Source organism: Ruania zhangjianzhongii, assembly GCF_008000995.1.
GTDB lineage: Bacteria > Actinomycetota > Actinomycetes > Actinomycetales > Beutenbergiaceae > Ruania > Ruania zhangjianzhongii.
Genome location: NZ_CP042828.1, coordinates 2625695 through 2642992, shown reverse-complemented (window position 1 = coordinate 2642992; position 17298 = coordinate 2625695). Strand labels below are relative to the sequence as shown.

Annotated in this window: 17 protein-coding genes; 5 read left to right on the top strand and 12 right to left on the bottom strand. The window is 71.0% G+C overall.

Annotated elements, in window-relative coordinates; translation table 11 throughout:
• A complete protein-coding gene (locus FU260_RS12285; RefSeq protein WP_147917328.1) occupies positions 1–1962 on the bottom strand; it encodes an APC family permease in 1962 nt (653 codons plus the stop codon).
• A 256-nt stretch (positions 1963–2218) separates the two neighbouring features.
• Between FU260_RS12285 and FU260_RS12280 the strand changes: the two genes are divergently transcribed.
• Both FU260_RS12280 and FU260_RS12275 read left to right on the top strand, forming a co-directional pair.
• A complete protein-coding gene (locus FU260_RS12280; RefSeq protein WP_147919463.1) occupies positions 2219–2872 on the top strand; it encodes a potassium channel family protein in 654 nt (217 codons plus the stop codon).
• A gap of 2 nt (positions 2873–2874) precedes the next feature.
• Positions 2875–3555 (top strand): potassium channel family protein, encoded by a 681-nt coding sequence (locus tag FU260_RS12275; protein ID WP_147917327.1) that lies wholly within the window; start codon positions 2875–2877, stop codon positions 3553–3555.
• Here the strand turns inward: FU260_RS12275 and FU260_RS12270 are convergent.
• Genes FU260_RS12270 through dut form a run of 4 tightly spaced genes read right to left on the bottom strand, consistent with a single transcriptional unit; the run spans position 3485 to position 5938 of the window.
• Positions 3485–4264: a DUF3159 domain-containing protein gene (locus tag FU260_RS12270; RefSeq protein ID WP_147917326.1), complete on the bottom strand. Its 780-nt coding sequence runs from the start codon at positions 4262–4264 to the stop codon at positions 3485–3487. The genes FU260_RS12275 and FU260_RS12270 overlap by 71 nt on opposite strands.
• 11 nt (positions 4265–4275) lie before the next feature.
• Positions 4276–4677, bottom strand: a complete 402-nt coding sequence (locus FU260_RS12265) for an OB-fold nucleic acid binding domain-containing protein (protein ID WP_147917325.1) — start codon at positions 4675–4677, stop codon at positions 4276–4278.
• 14 nt (positions 4678–4691) lie between these two features.
• The gene (locus tag FU260_RS12260) at positions 4692–5465 is read right to left on the bottom strand and encodes a DUF3710 domain-containing protein (RefSeq protein WP_235912323.1); all 774 of its coding nucleotides are present in this window, start codon (positions 5463–5465) and stop codon (positions 4692–4694) included.
• A complete protein-coding gene (gene dut, locus FU260_RS12255; RefSeq protein ID WP_147917324.1) occupies positions 5462–5938 on the bottom strand; it encodes a dUTP diphosphatase in 477 nt (158 codons plus the stop codon). Before dut ends, FU260_RS12260 begins: the two co-directional genes overlap by 4 nt.
• A gap of 203 nt (positions 5939–6141) precedes the next feature.
• Between dut and FU260_RS12250 the strand changes: the two genes are divergently transcribed.
• The gene (locus tag FU260_RS12250; protein WP_147917323.1) at positions 6142–6591 is read left to right on the top strand and encodes a DUF3093 domain-containing protein; all 450 of its coding nucleotides are present in this window, start codon (positions 6142–6144) and stop codon (positions 6589–6591) included.
• A 152-nt stretch (positions 6592–6743) separates the two neighbouring features.
• Here FU260_RS12250 and FU260_RS12245 read toward each other — a convergent pair whose 3' ends face one another.
• Positions 6744–7043, bottom strand: a complete 300-nt coding sequence (locus FU260_RS12245; RefSeq protein WP_147919461.1) for a DUF4193 domain-containing protein — start codon at positions 7041–7043, stop codon at positions 6744–6746.
• A gap of 290 nt (positions 7044–7333) precedes the next feature.
• Between FU260_RS12245 and sepH the strand changes: the two genes are divergently transcribed.
• Positions 7334–8392, top strand: a complete 1059-nt coding sequence (gene sepH, locus FU260_RS12240) for a septation protein SepH (RefSeq protein ID WP_147917322.1) — start codon at positions 7334–7336, stop codon at positions 8390–8392.
• Positions 8393–8482: 90 nt separating this feature from the next.
• Here the strand turns inward: sepH and FU260_RS12235 are convergent, their stop codons facing one another.
• The 4 genes from FU260_RS12235 to FU260_RS12220 are packed head-to-tail and all read right to left on the bottom strand — an operon-like array spanning position 8483 to position 12972.
• On the bottom strand, positions 8483–9628 hold the full coding sequence (locus FU260_RS12235) for an alkaline phosphatase family protein (RefSeq protein WP_147917321.1): 1146 nt from the start codon (positions 9626–9628) through the stop codon (positions 8483–8485).
• Positions 9625–10221 (bottom strand): DUF5998 family protein, encoded by a 597-nt coding sequence (locus FU260_RS12230; RefSeq protein WP_147917320.1) that lies wholly within the window; start codon positions 10219–10221, stop codon positions 9625–9627. The genes FU260_RS12235 and FU260_RS12230 overlap by 4 nt, the downstream gene beginning before the upstream one ends.
• A 53-nt stretch (positions 10222–10274) precedes the next feature.
• Complete coding sequence (locus FU260_RS12225; RefSeq protein ID WP_147917319.1) at positions 10275–11129, bottom strand: acetate--CoA ligase family protein; 855 nt, start codon at positions 11127–11129, stop codon at positions 10275–10277.
• Positions 11107–12972: a GNAT family N-acetyltransferase gene (locus FU260_RS12220; RefSeq protein WP_147917318.1), complete on the bottom strand. Its 1866-nt coding sequence runs from the start codon at positions 12970–12972 to the stop codon at positions 11107–11109. The genes FU260_RS12225 and FU260_RS12220 overlap by 23 nt, the downstream gene beginning before the upstream one ends.
• Before the next feature lie 189 nt (positions 12973–13161).
• Between FU260_RS12220 and FU260_RS12215 the strand changes: the two genes are divergently transcribed.
• A complete protein-coding gene (locus tag FU260_RS12215) occupies positions 13162–15630 on the top strand; it encodes a DNA gyrase/topoisomerase IV subunit A (RefSeq protein ID WP_147917317.1) in 2469 nt (822 codons plus the stop codon).
• On the opposite strand, the gene FU260_RS12210 is transcribed toward FU260_RS12215, so the two are convergent.
• Positions 15589–16311, bottom strand: coding sequence for a lysoplasmalogenase family protein (locus tag FU260_RS12210; protein WP_147917316.1), 723 nt, complete (start codon positions 16309–16311; stop codon positions 15589–15591). The genes FU260_RS12215 and FU260_RS12210 overlap by 42 nt on opposite strands.
• 3 nt (positions 16312–16314) lie before the next feature.
• Positions 16315–17295 carry a GNAT family N-acetyltransferase gene (locus FU260_RS12205; protein ID WP_147917315.1) on the bottom strand — a complete coding sequence of 327 codons (981 nt, stop codon included), beginning with the start codon at positions 17293–17295 and terminating at the stop codon, positions 16315–16317.
• Positions 17296–17298 lie beyond the last annotated feature (3 nt).

Sequence of the window (17298 nt, the reverse complement as noted above, 5' to 3'; positions counted from 1 at the left end):
TCAGTCCAGGGTCTCAGGTTCGGCGGAGGACAGCTGCCACGGAACGGAGGCCATCACCACTCCCGGCATATGCAGCAGGCGGGCCTTGATCCTCGCGGTGCTGCGATTGTGCAACGCCCGCTCCCACCATCGGCCCACCACATACTCCGGGACGTAGACCACCACCAGGTCCCGCGGCGAGCTGCGCCGGATCGCTTTGACGAACTCCACCACCGGCCGGGTCAGCTCGCGGTACGGGGAGTCCAGCACGGTCAGCGGCACCGGCACCCCCAGCTCGTCCCACTGGCGGCGCAGGTCCGCCAGCTCGCCGGCGTCGGCCGCCACGGCGATCGCTTCCAGGCTGGAGGGGCGGGTGGCCCGGGCGTAAGCGAGGGCGCGCATGGTCGGCTTGTGCGCACCTGCCACCAGCACGACGGCGTGTACCCGGCTGGGCAGTGCCCTCGCCTTCGAGGGGTCTACTACGGCCAGCTCCTGTGCCACCTGGTCGTAGTGGCGCCGGACGAAGCCCATCAGCAGGAACAACGCGGCCATCAGCCCCAGGGCGATCCAGGCACCGTGGGTGGTCTTGGTGGCGAGCACCACGGCCAGCACCACCGCGGTGAGCACAAAACCGAACGCGTTCGTGGCCCGGGCGCGCAGCATCGCCCGCCGTTCCTTGGCCGCCACCACGGTCCGCAGCCGCTGGTTCCAGTGCTTGATCATGCCGAGCTGGCTGAGCGTGAAGGAGACGAACACGCCCACGATGTAGAGCTGGATCAGCTGGGTGACCTCCGCCTCGAACACCCAGATCAGCGCGACCGCGGCCACCGCGAGGGAGAGGATGCCGTTGGTCAGCGCCAGCCGGTCACCGCGGGCATGGAGCTGCCGGGGTAGGAACCCGTCCTTGCCGAGCACCGAGGCGAGCTGCGGGAAACCGTTGAAGGCAGTGTTCGCGGCGAGCAGCAGGATCAGCGCCGTGGCGCCGCCGACCACGTAGAACAGCCAGGGCGCCGAGGCGAACACCACCAACGCGATCTGCCCGATCACCGGCGTCTGCCGGAAGTCCTCACCCGGAAGTTGGCCGTCGATCAGGAGCTGGCTGGACGGGTCGGTCACGATCCGCACCCCGGTGGCCTGCGCCAGGGCGAGCACGGTCAGCAGCATCAACGCACCGAGCACCCCGAGCAGCACCAGCGTGGCCGAGGCGTTGCGAGCCTTCGGCGGGCGGAACGCGGGGACGCCGGTGCTGATCGCCTCCACCCCGGTGAGCGCCACCGCACCGGAGGAGAACGCTCGCAGCACCAGGAAGCCGCCGGCCAGGCCGAGCAACCCCTCCTCGTAGCCGCTAGCCGCGAGCACCTGGTAGTCGGCGCTGACGGCCCGCCCGATCGATCCGGTGAGCCACTGGATGCCACCGACCAGCGCCATCGTCCCCATCGCGGCGAGGAACAGGTACACCGGGACGGCGAACATCCGTGGCCGCCGCCCACCGCGCACGTTCACCAGCGTCACCAAGGCCACCATGGCGGTGGCGATCCACTCCTCGTGACCGCGCAACACCGGGAGGATGGAGACCAGGTACTGGGTCCCGGAGGAGAGGGAGACCGCCACGGTGAGCACGTAGTCCACCAGCACGGCGCTGGCGACGGTCAGGCCGGCTTTGGCACCGAGGTTCTCGCTGGCCACCTCGTAGTCGCCGCGCCCGGTGGGGTAGGCACGCACCAGGTGTCGGTAGGAGGCCACCACGGTGAGCATCACCGCCGCGACCGCCACCCCCACCCACGGCGAGGTGACATACGCCGCCGTACCCGCCAGCGCCAGGGTGAGCAGGATCTCGTCCGGGGCGTACGCCACCGAGCTGAGCGCGTCGGAGGCGAACACCGGCAGCGCCACGCGCTTCGGGAGCAGCACATGCCCGGCCCGGTCGCTGCGTACCGGCCGGCCCACCAGGAGCCGTTTGGCGGCATCAGCGAGGTCTGGCACGCGGCCATGCTACGCGCGGCGGCGCCGCGCGGCGCCACGAGCGGTGGTAGCGCCTGGCGTCTCGTGTGGCGGGTGCGCGGGGGCGCCAGGTGGCGGGTGCGCGGGGGCGCCAGGTGGCGGGTGCGCCAGGGCCCTGGGTGGCGGCCGGGCGAGGGCCTCGGGTGAGAGCTGCGCCGTCGCCCGGCGACGGTGTGTCCACACGCCCCGGCGGGTGGGCATCGGGGCGTGTAGCGTCAGCGCTGTGCACTTCGTGATCATGGGCGCGGGCCGGGTCGGCACCACGCTGGCCGTGGCCCTGACCTCCCGGGGCCACTCGGTGGCGATCATCGACCAGAACCCGGACGCCTTCCGCCGGCTGCCGGAGGACTTCGAGGGCCGGCGGGTCACCGGGATGGGCTTCGACCGGGACGCTCTCACCCAAGCGGGGATCGAGGACGCCTACGCGTTCGCCGCCGTCTCCAGCGGGGACAACTCCAACATCATCGCCGCCCGGGTGGTGCGGGAGACGTTCGGTGTGGACAACGTGGTGGCACGGATCTACGACCCCGGCCGGGCGGAGATCTACCAGCGACTCGGCATCACCACGGTGGCCACCGTCCGGTGGACCGCCGACCAGGTGCTTCGCCGGATGATGTCCACCGGCGCCAACAGCGAGTACCGGGACGCCTCCGGCCGGGTCAGCCTGTCCGAGCTCGACGTCGATCCGGGCTGGCTCGGCCGCAGCGTCGCCGAGGTGGAGGCGGCTACCGGGGTGCGGGTAGCGTTCCTGTCCCGATTCGGGGACGGACTGATCCCCTCGGCCGAGGACGTGCTGCAGGAGCACGATCTGCTGCACGCACTCGTCTACAGCGAGGAGATCGATACCGTCCAGCGCATCCTGAACCGCCGGCCGCCGGCCGAGGAGGCCTGACCATGCGCGTGATCATCGCCGGCGCCGGCAGCGTGGGCCGCTCGATCGCCCGAGAACTGATCGGGCACGGCCACGACGTCACCCTGATCGACAAGGAGCCCGCCGCGATGAAGGTCTCTTCGGTGAGCGAGGCGGACTGGCTGCTCGCGGACGCCTGCGAGATCTCCTCGCTCGCCGATGCCGAGCTGGACCGCTGCGACGTGGTGGTCGCCGCGACCGGCGACGACAAGGCGAACCTGGTGGTCTCACTGCTGGCCAAGACCGAGTTCGGTGTCCCCCGCGTGGTGGCCCGGGTGAACAACCCGAAGAACGAGTGGATGTTCGACGACGCCTGGGGGGTGGACGTACTGGTCTCCACACCGCGGATCATGACCGCCATGGTGGAGGAAGCGGTCTCGGTCGGCGACCTGGTGCGGATCTTCACCTTCCACCAGTCCGGGGCGAGCATGTACGAGATCACCCTGGCCACGGGAGCCGCCGTCGTGGGTCAGCAGGTCTCGCAGATCCCCTGGCCCGCCGATGCGGCGCTGGCGGCGATCATCCGCGGTGACCGGCCGATCACCCCGAGCACCGATGACACCCTGGAAGCCGGAGACGAGCTGCTGCTGGTGGTCAGCTCGGGTCAGCCGCAGGCTCTTCTTGATCTTCAGGAGCTTCTCGGCGCCGGACCAACAACCACGTGATCCAGAGCACCAGCGCCCACATCGGCAGCCCCATCACCAACCGGGCCGTGCCCAACCAGCCCACCTGCGAATCCAGGTAGAGGGGCACCTGCACCACGAGGCGGAGGGTGAAGGCCGCCACCCACAGCCAGGACGCCAACGCGTACCGGCGGCGCAGCACCGGGTCCTGGCGCCACCCGAATCCTCGATTGAACAGCAGGGAGACCACCACGCCGACTACCGGCCATCGGGCGAGGATCGAGACCAGCACCCCCACGGACCAGGCGAGATTCACATACAGCCCCCACCGGTAGTAGTCCGCCGCCTCGCCGGTCCGCCACGCCCAGACCGCGCCGATCCCCACCCCGAGCAGCCCGGAGACGGCCGGGGTGATCGGGGAACGAGTGACCAGCCGGGCGATCACGGCCACCACGGCGATGCCCACGGAGGCGATCAAGCACGTGGTCAGGTCCCGGGTGATCACGAACAGCACCACGAACACCACACCGGGAAGCACGGTCTCGATCAGCCCCCGCACCCCGCCCACCGAGGCCAGCGCGTCGAACTCGTCGGCATCGAGCTGGCGCAGCCCGCGTCCGGTCCCAGCGGTCTGCTCCTCGCTGGCGGCACCGTCGTCGCCGTCTGGCGCGGCGTCTGCCGCAGCGTTCGTGACGGGGTCGGGAGGTCCGGCCGGCTCGACGGCGGAGCTCTCCGGGTCAGTTCGGCTCACCCGGTCCTCGCTCACTGTGCACCCTGAGATGAACGCGGCGGTGCCTCGCTGGCGGCAAACAGACGGTAGCCCGGGTTGTAGACCACCGGCCGGGACCGGCCAGGTTCGGGGGCGCACAGCGTGCCGGTGACACTCATCCTTCGGCCCGGTTCGATGCCCGGGATCTCTCGACGGCCGAGCCAGACCAGGTCGATGCTGCCGGTGCCGTCATACAGCTCGGCGATGAGCTCTGGTGCTGCTCCCGCCGGGGGGAAGGTCACCGATCGGACCAGTCCGGCCACGTCCACCCGCTGGCGGACCCGACAGCCGGACACCGGCTGAGCACCATGCTTGAGCGACTCCTGCTGCTCCGTACCGGCGTCCAGCTCGGTCCGGGAGGCGAGCACCGAGCGCAGCACCTGGCGCAGACTCATCGACGCAGGCCCATCTAGCGGGTTTCCGTGATCTCGGGGCCGCGGCGGGGCAGCTCCAGGCTCGGCCGGCCGCTTTCTTCTGCGGGATCCTGACGTTTCCCCGGCAGGTGCAGCGGCAGCAGGTCCCGCGGCGCGCGGGCGCCCTCCCCACGCACGACGACCACGTCGCCGAAGATGGTCTCCATATCGGCCCCCGCCTGCTCTTGGACCATCGCCTTCCCGGTGAGTACGCCGCGCAGGAACCAGCGCGGCCCATCCACACCGAGGAAGCGTGCCGGCCGGTGGCCACTGCGACCGTCCGGAAGCCGTACCGGGAGCCGGGCGAGCAGTTCCTCACCGAACGGACCCGAACGTTCCTGGGTGGACCCACCCTGCTTACCGACCTGCGCCGCGAGCTCGCCGCGCAGATCCTCCCACAGCCCTTCGGACCGCGGAGCGGCAAAGGCCTGAAGCTGCAGCGACGACCCGTCCAGGGCAACGTTCACAGCCACCACCCGGCGGGTCTTCTTGTCCACCTCCATGCGGATCTGCAGCCCCGGTCGCTTCGGCACTCGCAGTGCGCCCAGGTCCATCCGGGAACCCAGCTCGGGTTCTTCGGTCACGTCCCACGGGCCGATCAGCTCTCCGACGGCGGCCTCACCCTGATCGGGCTCCTCGCCGCTGCTCGCGGCCCGCTCGGCCCCTGCGTCCCCGTCGGGGGCCTCGTCCGGACTCTGTGCGGACTCGGCCACGTCGGTGGCCGCCTCGGAATCCTCCCGGGTCCGCTTGCGCCGGAACAGCGCCATCATCCACGTCCTTCCATCGCTGCGCGCCCGGTGGAACCGAAGCCCCCGTCACCGCGTGCGCTGCCGGGGAGGTGCTCCACCTCGATCAGCCGAGCGGCTGCCACCCGCTGGATCACCAGCTGGGCGATCCGGTCGCCGCGGCTCAGAGTTGCCGTGCTGCCGGTGCCGGTGTTCACCAGGATCACTTTGATCTCTCCACGGTACCCCGCATCCACGGTGCCGGGTGCGTTCAGCACCGTCACGCCGTCCCGGGCGGCCAGCCCGGAGCGCGGGTGCACGAACGCCGCGTAGCCAGCCGGAAGCGCTACCGCGATACCGGTCGGCATCGCGTAGCGCTCTCCCGGTGCCAGCTGGACACTCTCCCGGGCGTACAGATCGAGTCCGGCGTCACCGGGGTGGGCGTAGCTGGGCAACGGCAGGTCGGCGTCCAAGCGCTGCAGCAGCACTTCGACGTCGGCGTTCGGGGTCTCGGTCACGTCAGTGAGCCTAACGCGTGCGGGGAGCGCAGCTTCTCAGCCGTGAGTACGGTCATCCGGCTCACCGGGACAGTGCGTGCTGGTGTCGACCCGTCCCCGGCAGCCGGTGCGCGCTTACCTCCCCGGCAGCCGGTGCGCACCTACCGGCGGGCACCCGTGCCCAGTGGTACGGCCGCGGCTGCCTGGCATGGCAGGCTTGCGGTATGGCCGAGTCCTTCTCCGAGCGTGTCTCACCGTCGCTGACCGTATGGCTGTTGGTGCCGGCCGGAGCCGTGCTGGTGGGGATCATGCTGCTGCCGATCGGGCCGACTCCCGCGGTGATCGGCGGGGTGGTCGTCGCGCTGGTGATCGCTCTGCTGCTCTGGCGGGTATCACCGGCGATCCTGGTGCGAGACGGGATGGTGACCGTGGACCGGGCGAGACTGCCGATCCAGCTGATCTCCGCCGTCGACATCCTCGACCGGCCCCAGACCGAGCAGGCGATGGGGCCAGACCTGGACGCTCGGGCCCACCTGCGCCACCGCGCCTGGGCCAAGACTTCGGTGCGGATCGTCCTGAACGATCCGGAGGACCCGACCCCGTACTGGTTGATCTCCACCCGGCGACCCGAGGAACTAGCCGCAGCGCTCGGTCACCCGATCGAGTCTCGCTGACCCGAGGCCACACCGGCCGCTGAGACCCGGGCGGCCATCGCTGGCACGCCCGGGTCAGCCCGGCAGTGCGATGGCCCGGCGCGTTCGCGCACAGCAGAAGGCAGCCACCGTCGACAGAACGGTGACTGCCTGCTTCCGTGCCCGACCCAGGGTCAGGCAGCGCACTCCGAGCAGACCGGCTGGCCGTTCTTCTCATACGCCAGCTGGCTGCGGTGGTGCACTAGGAAGCACTGGGAGCAGGTGAACTCGTCAGCCTGCCGTGGCACGACGCGGACGGACAGCTCTTCGCCGCTGAGATCGGCTCCGGGGAGCTCGAAACCCTCTGCAGCCTCAGCTTCGTCCTCGTCGACCACATTCGATGTCTTGTCCGCGCGACGGGCCTTCAACTCCTCGAGGGAATCCTCGGAGAGGTCTTCTTCCGTCTTGCGGGGTGCGTCGTAATCGGTCGCCATAGTGAGCAAGCGCTCCGGTTTCTCTTCGGAATGGACATTCGCACGTACAACGCTCGGCGCGCCGAAATGTTCCCGTGGCGAGGGCATTGTGCACCATCGGCGAGACAAATGCACCTTCCTTGGTCGCCGGGTGCACCCACGGTGCGGAAATTCCGCGCCACACCGGGCACAATGTCGCGTGCCGGCGCTGACACCTGGCACGCTCGACGCGAGTGCCGCACCATGGCTGGCAAGCCACATCCCCCGGGCGGCCCCGGGGCAGGTCATCAGGCACAGGGCACGGAGGCGTCATGGTTGAGTTAGAACTGGTCGGGATCCACAGCGATGGGGAGCACCTCATCGTGATGGCCCCTGACGGTGAGCGCTACCGCCTGGTCATTGACGAGGCCCTGCGCGCAGCGGTGCGCCGTGATCGCCCGCACCTGGAGAAGGTGCGCTCCTCCGGTGCGATGCGTCCTCGTGACATCCAGGTGCAGATCCGCGCCGGCGCCAGTGCCGAAGACGTCGCCGAGGTCTCCGGGCTGCCGATCGAGACGGTGCGGCGTTACGAGGGCCCGGTGCTGGCTGAGCGGGAGCACGTGAGCATGCGCGCTCAAGGGCTACCGATCGGCCGGGACTCCGGCGCCCCGGTGCTGGGCGATGTGGTGCTGGACCGGTTGGCCACCCGTGGCGTGGACACCGACAGCATCAGCTGGGACGCCCGGCGCAACGGCCACGAGCCGTGGCAGGTGCTGGTGCGGTTCAGCTCCGGCGACAAGCTCCGGGAGGCGACCTGGGAGGTGGACCTCACCGCCAAGATGACCCGCGCCGTCGACGACGAGGCCCGGTGGCTGTCCGAGACCGACCTGGAGTCCCCCTCCGGTCGCCGGCACCTGCAATCGGTCCGCAGTACTCCGCTGTACGACCAGGCCGACGACGAACAAGAGGCCGCCACCGATGCCGAGCTGGTGGAGTCGCTGCAGGCGGTGGACGCCGGACTCGAACGGGACGCCCGCACCGACCACGACCCCGAGGACGAGGACGAGGCGACAGCCGCGCTGCTCGCGGAGCTGAGCGCCAGCCGCGGCGTCCGCCCCGGCGCGGTAGCCGAGGACGACGGCGTCCACGAACCGATGCTCTGGGACGATCCTCCGGCTGGCCACCCGCCAGCGGCGCACCCGTCGGCGTCCCATCCCGAGGAGACACCGGAGAGTCCCGAGGTGCTCACCCCACCCGGGGAGCAGCCGGCCGTCGAGCCGGAGAGCGAGGAGCAGGAGAAGAAGCAGGCTCCACGCCGCCGCACCCGGAAGAACCGCCGCACCAGCGTGCCGTCCTGGGACGAGATCGTCTTCGGCGCCAAGAACGACTGACCCGCGCTGGTCCACCCCAGCGCGAGACTGCTCGTCGAACTGGGCCCACCTGGTCACCAGACCGACGAGCACTGCCTGCTTGGCCCAGGGTCAGCCGGTGAGCACGATCAGCGGCACGGTCATCTCTTCCTCCGTGCGGGCGCCGTGCATGCCGATCATCGAGGTCCCGCTCGTCGATGCTCTCCGGGTGTCCTGCACCGCATGGGTGCCCCGGGCGATCACCAGCACGTCCCCGAGCACCCGGCGCATTGCCGGTGCCACCGGTCCGACCAGGCCGGCGGCGATCGCCTCCTCCCGCTCGAGCACCTCGCCGCGATCGCCGAACAGCTCCCGCCAGCGGCGGGCGACGGCTGCCGCGCGGGCGGGCCGGGTGTACAGGTGCACGGCGCGTGGCTCGCCGGCGACCAGGTCGACGTCCTGGGCCAGCAGCTCGTGGTCGGCCACATCGGTGCGGTCAGCCAGCGGAACATCGACCATGCCATGGTCGGCGGTGATGATCAGCACCGTGCCGGGCGGTACGCGCTGGGCGAGGCGCTCCAGCTCCGCGTCCGCGCTGCGTAGCTCCTCCGTCCACCGCGCCGAGCGCCAGCCGTGTTGGTGCCCGGCAGAGTCCACCTCTCCCCAGTAGAGGTAGACCAGGTCCACCTCGGGGTCGCGCAGGTGGCTCAGGGCGGAGTCCACCCGCTCGGCCAGCGACTGGGCCGGGCTGTACTCGCTACCGCGCAGCGCCGCCAGGGTCAGGCCGGACTCGGCGAACCGCCACGGGCCGACACTGACGGCCACCCGGCCGGCATCGGCCAGCCGCTCGAACACTGTGGGCACCGGCTGCCACTGCAGCGGGTCCACGTCCCGGTTCCAGGAGACCAGGTTGAGCAGGCGGCCATCGTGGTCCCGCACGGTGTAGCCGAGCATGCCGGTCTGGCCTCCTTCTCGGCCAGTGCCCAGGTAGGCGAGGTTGGTGGCCGTGGTGGACGGGAAGGTCGCGCGTGCCTGCCGCGGGTCGGTACCAGCCAAGAACGGCGCCTCGTCAGCACGAGCGGCGAGGTTGTGCCAGCCGAGCCCGTCGACCAGTACGACGCACACCTGACGCGCCTCCGGCAGGCCGAGCCCGGCGGCCGCCGCCAGCGTATCCACACCCGGGAGACTGATCCCGCAGGCCCCGGCAGCCCCCAGCAGCACCTCCCCCAGGCGTGGTGCCTCCTGCTCGGCGCCGCTCTCGGCACCCCGTCCGGTCACGGCCTCGGCTGCCCGGCTCCCGCCGTGGCCGCCGAGAGCTCAGTGGCGAAGTGGATCGCCGCCCGCATGGCCGACTGTCCCTCCGCATGGGCACTGATCCGTACCACCAGGTCGTCACTCATCGACGTACCGGTCAGGCCGTGGTCGGCTTCACAGTTCGGGTCGGCGCATGCGGCTGGTTCGAGATCGATCCGGCGCACCGCTCCCCAGTTGAGGGCGAGGGTCAGTTCGGTGCTGCCCGCACCGTCCGGGTAGGTCGCCGGGTCCGCGACCCCGTGGGTGAGGCCGACCGAGCGAACCTGCCGCAGCGCCACCGCCTCCGTGGTCGCGGCCGCCGTGGGGTCCCCGTCCGCGTTCTCCGCAGGGATGTCATCGACGTGCGCCAGCACAAGCCGCGTCGGGGTGAGCACCAGGGTGGTGATGTGCCGGCGCACCTCGGTGCGCTCGAACATGGTCTCCTGGTGCACCAGGTGGGCGCGGACCTCCTCCCCGGCCAGGGCGATCTCCAGCACATCGGTCACCAGGGCGGGGTAGTAGCCGGCGCGCTCGATGTCCCGCCGTAGGTCCTGCAGATGTTCGGTCCGTGAGGTCACAGGCCCAGTCTGACACCTGCTGCGCGGTTCTGGCGTCCGGTCCGGCTGCGGCCTCACGGCAGCACCCGGCGGGCCACGTCCCCGCGCCGCGGGTGCGCCACGTCCACCCGGACCCCGAGAACTGCGGCCCCCTGCTCGCCCACCAGGACCGGGTGCAGCACGATGCCGGAGATCTCGGCGAGCTCCTCCTTCAGCACCGAGACGCGAGCCAGCACGCCTTCGAGAGCGGTCACGTCCAGTCGGGGCATCCCCCGGTGCCCGTACAGCCGCGGGGCCGCGCGCAGGGAGCCGATCATCTCGGTGACATCCGTAGCCGTCAGCGGCGGCACCCGGTAGGACACGTCCCCGAGCAGCTCGACAGCGTCACCGGCCAGGCCCAGGCTGATGATCGGCCCGTACAGCTCGTCCTCCGCCGCCCGAACCACACAGCCCGCACCCGGGGGCGCCATCGGCTGGATGTCGAAGGCGCAGGGGCGCCCGATGATCGACTCCACCCGTGCTGCTGCCGAGGTGTAGGCCTCGGCCAGCTCGTGCGGCGTGGACAGGTCCAGCCGCACTCCGCCCAGATCGGTCCGGTGGCGAAGCACCTCGTCCGCGGGTTTCAGCGCCACCGGCCAGCCCAGCTCGTCCGCCGCGGCCAGTGCGGCTTCCGGACCGGTGACCCGGCGCTCGGGCCAGACCTGGATGCCGTAGCAGCCGAGCAGCCGCTCCGCCTCCGGGCCGCCGAGGCGTTTGCTGCTACCCGCCGGCAGGTCGGCCAGCGCCGACTGCACCAACGCCTTGGCCGTGCGCCGGTCGATGTCGCCAGGGTCCACCCGGGCGCCGCGGTCGCTGTGCCGCCAGCGGTAGTACTCCCGGGCGGAGCCGACCGCCGTCACCGCGGCCTCAGCGCTGGGGAAGGTCGGCACCCGCGGTCCCGGCTCGGCCGGAGCGTCGCGGCTGGCCCGCTCGCCCGGCCGGGCCGGGCCCCGCCCGGGGCCCCCCCTCGAGCAGCGTGACCCCGAAGAGGCAGGCGAGCGTGGTCCGCCCGCTCGCCGCGGCCAGGTGACGTACCTGGTCCGCCACGGCTGCGCCGTCGTCGGTGAGTAACGGCACGTACCCCACGACTGCCGCATCCCAGTCCGAACGAGCGGTCAGGTCACGGACCTGGTCCGCGTAGGCGGCGCCGTCCGACCCGGCCGGCAGTGCGATCGGCTCGATCGAGGAGGTGAGCCCGTGGTGCTGGATCAGCTCGGCGAGGATCGCGGCCTGGGTGCCGGAGTTGGTCAGCACCACCACCCGGTCTCCGGTCGGGAGCGGCTGCTCGGCCAGCAGCCCGGCCAGGTCCAGCAGCGCCGGTTCGGAGTCGGCCACCAGGACACCGGCCTGGCGCATCAGCTCATCGAGTGCCCGGCGCGGTTCGGCGGTGGTGCGCACGGCGTGACCGGGCGGGTTCAGCTGCCCGGTGGAGCCGGCGATCATCGCCACCACCGGTCCTTTCTCGGAGAGCCGGCGGGCCACCCGGGAGAACTTGCGCGGGTTGCCGATCGACTCCAGCCGCAGGCACGCCACCTCGGTGCCCTCGTCCGAGGTCCAGAACTGCATCGTGTCGTTACCGGAGACGTCCAGCCGGTGGCCGGCGGACAGGAACGAGGAGATCCCCAGTCCTCGTTCGGCTGCGCCGGAGAGCAGGCCCAGGCCGGCGGCCGCGGACTGGCAGAAGACTCCCACCGTGCCCGGGCGCAGCGGTCCGGGCCACAGCGTGGCGTCCACCGGGTCAGCGGCAGCGCTGAGCAACCCGAACGACCGGGGGCCCACCAACCGTAGGCCGTTCCGGCGCAGCGTGGTCACCAGAGTGCGTTGGGCCACCTTGGTGGTGCCCGGGTCGACGGCGAAGCCTCCGGTGTAGAGCACCACCGCCTTGATGCCGTGGTCGGCCAGGGCGGGGATGAGATCGAGCACTGTGGGCGCGTCCGCGGCCAGCAGGGCCAGATCCTCCTCCTCCCGAGGTTCCAGCTCGGCGAGCGTGTCCGGGTGGCCGGGCAGTCCCACCACTCGGAGCCGTTCGGGACCACCCAGCTGGTCCACCAGTCGGGCACCGAAAGCGCGCCCTTCGTCGCCGGCGCAGACGAGCAGGACCCGGCGCGGGGCGAGCACTGCGGCCATGCTCAGTGCCTCGGCACGCCGTTCTCGTTCGGCGAGCACCGCCAGGGACCGGTCCGTGGGCCGGATGGTGAAGGAGACAGCCATGATGCCGTCGTCGTAGGCCTGCTTCACGTCATAGCCGGCATCGGTGAACACCCGCAGCATCCGGGCATTCTGCGGCAGCACGTCGGCCAGGAACCGGCGTACCCCGAGCTCCCGGCCGGCAGCGGCCAGATGCTCCAGCAGCACCGAGCCCAGTCCCTTGCCCTGAGCGGAGTCGGAGACGTTGAACGCTACCTCGGCGTCGCCGCCGCCGATCTGGTCGAACCGGCCGACCGCGACGATCTCCTCCTGCCAGGTCACCACCAGCGCCACCCGCTCGTGATGGTCGACGTGGGTGAACCGGTGCAGATCCCTCTCCGGCAGCCGGGTCAACGGTGCGAAGAAGCGCAGGTACACCGATTCCGGCGACTGCCGGGCGTGGAAGCGTTGCAGCGCATCGCCGTCCTCGGGGTGGATCGGGCGGATCCGCATCGTGGACCCGTCCCGCAGCACCACATCGGCTTCCCAGTGCTCCGGATAGCTCGGCGAGTCCGCCGGCGGGTCGAGGGGCGCACCGTCTGGCATACCTCGACCTTACCGGGCGCCTTCCCGCTGCCGGATCCCGAGCAGGCGGTCAGGTGGGACGAGGCTCTGCTGCCCGCCTGCCATGACGACCGCTGCAGCCGAGCGCTATGTGCAGGATCACGGTGACATCCCACGGCGCCCGGTGTGTGCTGGCGCCCGGAAGCCCGCCGATCCGGGACAATGGCAGCCATGTCACGCCGTCGCTCCACCGGGCCCGCAGAACCCACCGATGAGTCGATCATCCTCGATACCGATGTTTCGGCGGAGATGCGTGCCTCCTACCTGGAGTACGCCTACTCGGTGATCTACTCCCGGGCCATCCCGGACGCCCGGGACGGCCTGAAGCCGGTGCAGCGGCGCATCCTGTTCCAGATGGCCCAGATGGGCCTGCGGCCGGACCGTGGGCACGTGAAGTCGGCCCGGGTGGTCGGCGAGGTGATGGGAAAGCTGCACCCGCACGGCGATTCCGCCATCTACGACGCGCTGGTGCGGATGGCGCAGCCGTTCTCGCTCCGGCTGCCGCTGGTGGACGGGCACGGCAACTTCGGCTCGCTGGACGACGGTCCGGCGGCACCGCGCTACACCGAGGCACGGCTGGCTCCGGCGGCGATGGTGATGACCGCGGACCTCGACGAGGACGTGGTGGACTTCGTCCCGAACTACGACAACCAGTTCACCCAGCCGGTGGTGCTGCCCTCGGCGCTGCCGAACCTGCTGGTCAACGGAGCGAGCGGGATCGCGGTCGGGATGGCTACGAACCTGGCCCCGCACAACCTGGTGGAGGTGATCGCGGCTGCGCGGCACCTGATCGACAACCCGGAGGCCACTCTCGAGGAGCTGATGCGGTTCGTGCCCGGTCCGGACCTGCCCAGCGGGGGCAAGATCGTCGGGCTGGACGGGATCCGAGACGCGTACGCCACCGGGCGTGGCTCCTTCCGCACCCGGGCGACGGCGCGGATCGAGCGGATCACCGCCCGCAAGCAGGGAATCGTGGTCACCGAGCTGCCCTATCAGGTGGGGCCGGAGCGGGTGATCGAGAAGATCAAGGACGCGGTGCAGGCCAAGCGGCTGCAAGGCGTCTCGGCAGTGAATGACCTCACCGACCGCAAGCACGGGCTGCGGTTGGTGATCGAGGTGAAGAACGCGTTCAACCCGGACGCCGTGCTTGAGCAGCTGTACAAGCTCACCCCGATGGAGGAGTCCTTCGGGATGAACAACGTGGCTCTGGTGGACGGCCAGCCACGCACGCTGGGGCTGCGCGAGATGCTCGAGGTCTACGTGCACCACCGGCTCGAGGTGGTCCGCCGCCGGTCGGAGCACCGGCTGGCGAAGAAGACCGAGCGGGCGCACCTGGTGGAGGGTCTGCTGATCGCGATCCTGGACATCGACGAGGTGATCCAGGTGATCCGCAGCAGTGACGACGCCGAGACGGCACGGGAGCGGTTGAAGGTGGTCTTCGACCTGTCCGAGCCGCAGGCGGAGTACATCCTGGAGCTGCGGCTGCGCCGGCTGACCAAGTTCTCCCGGATCGACCTGGAAGCCGAACGGGACGAGCTGGCCCGGCAGATCGAGGAGCTGCAGGCGATCCTCGGTGATGGCGCCCTGCTCCGGCAGGTGGTCTCCGACGAGCTCGCCACGGTCTCCACCGAGCACGGCACACCCCGGCGGACCGTGCTGCTGGAGGCGTCCGGCGCCACCGCGACGGCCGCCAAGGCACCGGCCGGTCGGAAGGCGGCTGCCCTTCCCCTCGAGGTGGCCGACGCCCCGTGCCGGGTGCTGCTCTCAGTGACCGGGCTGCTCGCCCGCACTGCCGACGACACCGAGCCGGTGCGCAGCGGGCGTCGCAGTGCCCACGACGCGCTGCGGACCACAGTGCGGGCCACCGCCCGAGGATTCGTCGGGGCGGTCACCAGCACCGGCCGGGTGCTGCGGCTCTCGGTGATCGACGTACCGGCACTGCCCCCCACGGACTCACCACCGAGCCTGTCCGGCGGGGTGGGTGTGACGGAGGTGCTGCTGCTGGAGCCGGAGGAGCAGGTCGTCGGGCTGGTGCCGCTCACCGAGGATGCCCCGGCGGTGGCTCTGGGGACCCGGAGCGGGCAGATCAAGAGGGTGAGCGCTGACCACCCGCGGAACAAGGATTCCTGGGAGATCATCGCGCTCAAGGACGATGACGAGGTGGTGGCGGCCGCACCCGCGCGTGACGAGGACGAACTGGTCTTCGTCTCCTCCGACGCGCAGCTGTTGCACTTCCCCGCCTCCGCCGTGCGTCCGCAGGGACGTGCTGCCGGCGGGATGGCGGGGATGAAGCTCCCTGCCGGTGCCCGGGTGGTCGCCTTTGCCGTGCTCTCCCCTGCCCGGGCCGAGCATGCCCTCGTCGTCACCCTGGCCGGGTCCGAGGGTGCGCTGCCGGGCACTGTCGGCGGATCGGCGAAGGTCACCCCGTTCGCGCTGTTCCCGGGCAAGGGCCGAGCGACCGGCGGGGTACGCGCACACCGGTTTCTGCGCGGGGAGGACTCCCTCTATCTGGCAGCGGTGGCCCCCGATCCGGTGCGGGCCGTCGGCTCCGCCGGTCAGGCCGTGGAGCTGCCCGAGCTGGACGAGCGGCGAGACGGTTCAGGCCGGCCGCTCGGTGCTCCGGTCGCCGGGCTCGGCTGAGCGCCCGCCGGCGGCGTCCCCGAGTGACGCCGGGCGGGCGTCGGCCCGTGCCCGGCTGAGCAGTCCGTAGGCGATCAGCACCTGGGCACCGATGTAGGTCAGCATCACCAGGAAGTCGTGCTGCGGCAGCGCATAACCCTCCACGAACTGGTGCAGGGCGATCAGTGCGTCCGAACCGACGAACATTGCCCCGCCGATCCCGGTGACCACAGACACCGTGCTGCTCAGCGACCCGGCAGTGACCAGCAACAGACCGTAGCCGGCCACCAGCGGCAGCAGACTGCCCGCTCCAGGGGCGCAGAGCAGGTAGAGCGCCCCGAACACCACGGCATAGGCCGCCATCACCAGCACGGCTGGCCAGGACCGGGTGAGCAGCACGTAGGTGAGGATGAAGCCCACCTGGGCGCCGAGGAACAGGGTGACCATCACGAGGAAGGAGGCATCGCCGTCGACCACCCGCGGCAGCGCATCACCCAGCCAGGACAGCAGCAGCGCCGTGGCGTACGCCCGGGTGCTCCAGGCTCGGGCAGGCAGCAGCCCGGCGGACCAGACCAGCCCGGCCAGGGCGGGGATGAGCAGCACCTGCGTGCCGTCCGCCCAGGTACGGGCGCCGAGCAGCTGCGCCACCAGGTGCGTGATCGCGACCAGGCCGAGGGCCACCTGCCACGACCGCGCACCCATCGCTCACACCTGCAGCACGTAGGTGGTCGAACCCCGGGTCGGGGTGAAGCCGAGCTTGTCGAAGAGCCCGAAGTTCTCCTCCTTGGCCGCATGGTCCAGACCCAGTGCGGCATACTCCATCGCGGAGTCGGCGAAGGCACGCATGGCGCGGGTGACCAGAGCAGTGGCGATCCGCTGGCCCCGCCACGGCGCGCGGACACCGAGGATGTCGACATAGCCTTCGCTCCAGCCGAGCGTGGGCCAGTCCTGCTCGTACTTGCTGGAAAGCAGGTAGCCGGCCACCTGGGCGCGGTCGCTGGTGCGGTCCAGTACCAGGAAACTCCACTCCGGCACGAAATAGGTACGCCCCTCCTGCCACCGTTCCTGGCTGGGGGCGTGTACACCGGTACCGAACGCCTCCCCGTGCGCAAGGCGCACGGCGTCGTCCAGCTCGGCAGTCCACGGGACGAGCTCCAACGGCCGGGCGAGGCTGACCTCGTCCAGCTCCACCGAGGACAGGTCGCGCCGCATCTCAGTGTGAAACCCGCCCGGGGCGAAGCCGTGCCGCTCGACCAGGTCAGCGGTGGTGGACATGTCGTCCTCCACGTGCACGATCACCCGGCCGGGCTCCTCGGCGTCGATGAGCATCTCCTTGGCCCGGTCCACCTGCCAGGTGAGGACCGCGCTGCCCACGCCCCGGTGCCGGACCGCCGGGTCCACCCCGCCTTCGAGCAGCGTGCGGGGGGCCGCCCGGCGTCCCTCGGCATCGATGACCACCCCGTAGGCGCGCAGCAGGCCATCGGCGTCGCGTCCGGCGAGCGAGTTTGCCGCCAGATCTCCCCACTGGGTGAGCGCTGCATCGTCCACCTCTTCCCGCGTGCTGCGGTAGGGCGGGTCATCGTGCTCCTCGATCCTGCGCAGCAGGGCATAGAGGTCACCGGTGTCCTCGGAAGTCAGAGGACACCAGCGGAGGTCGTGGCCGGCCGTGGGCAGAGCTGGGCTCACGCT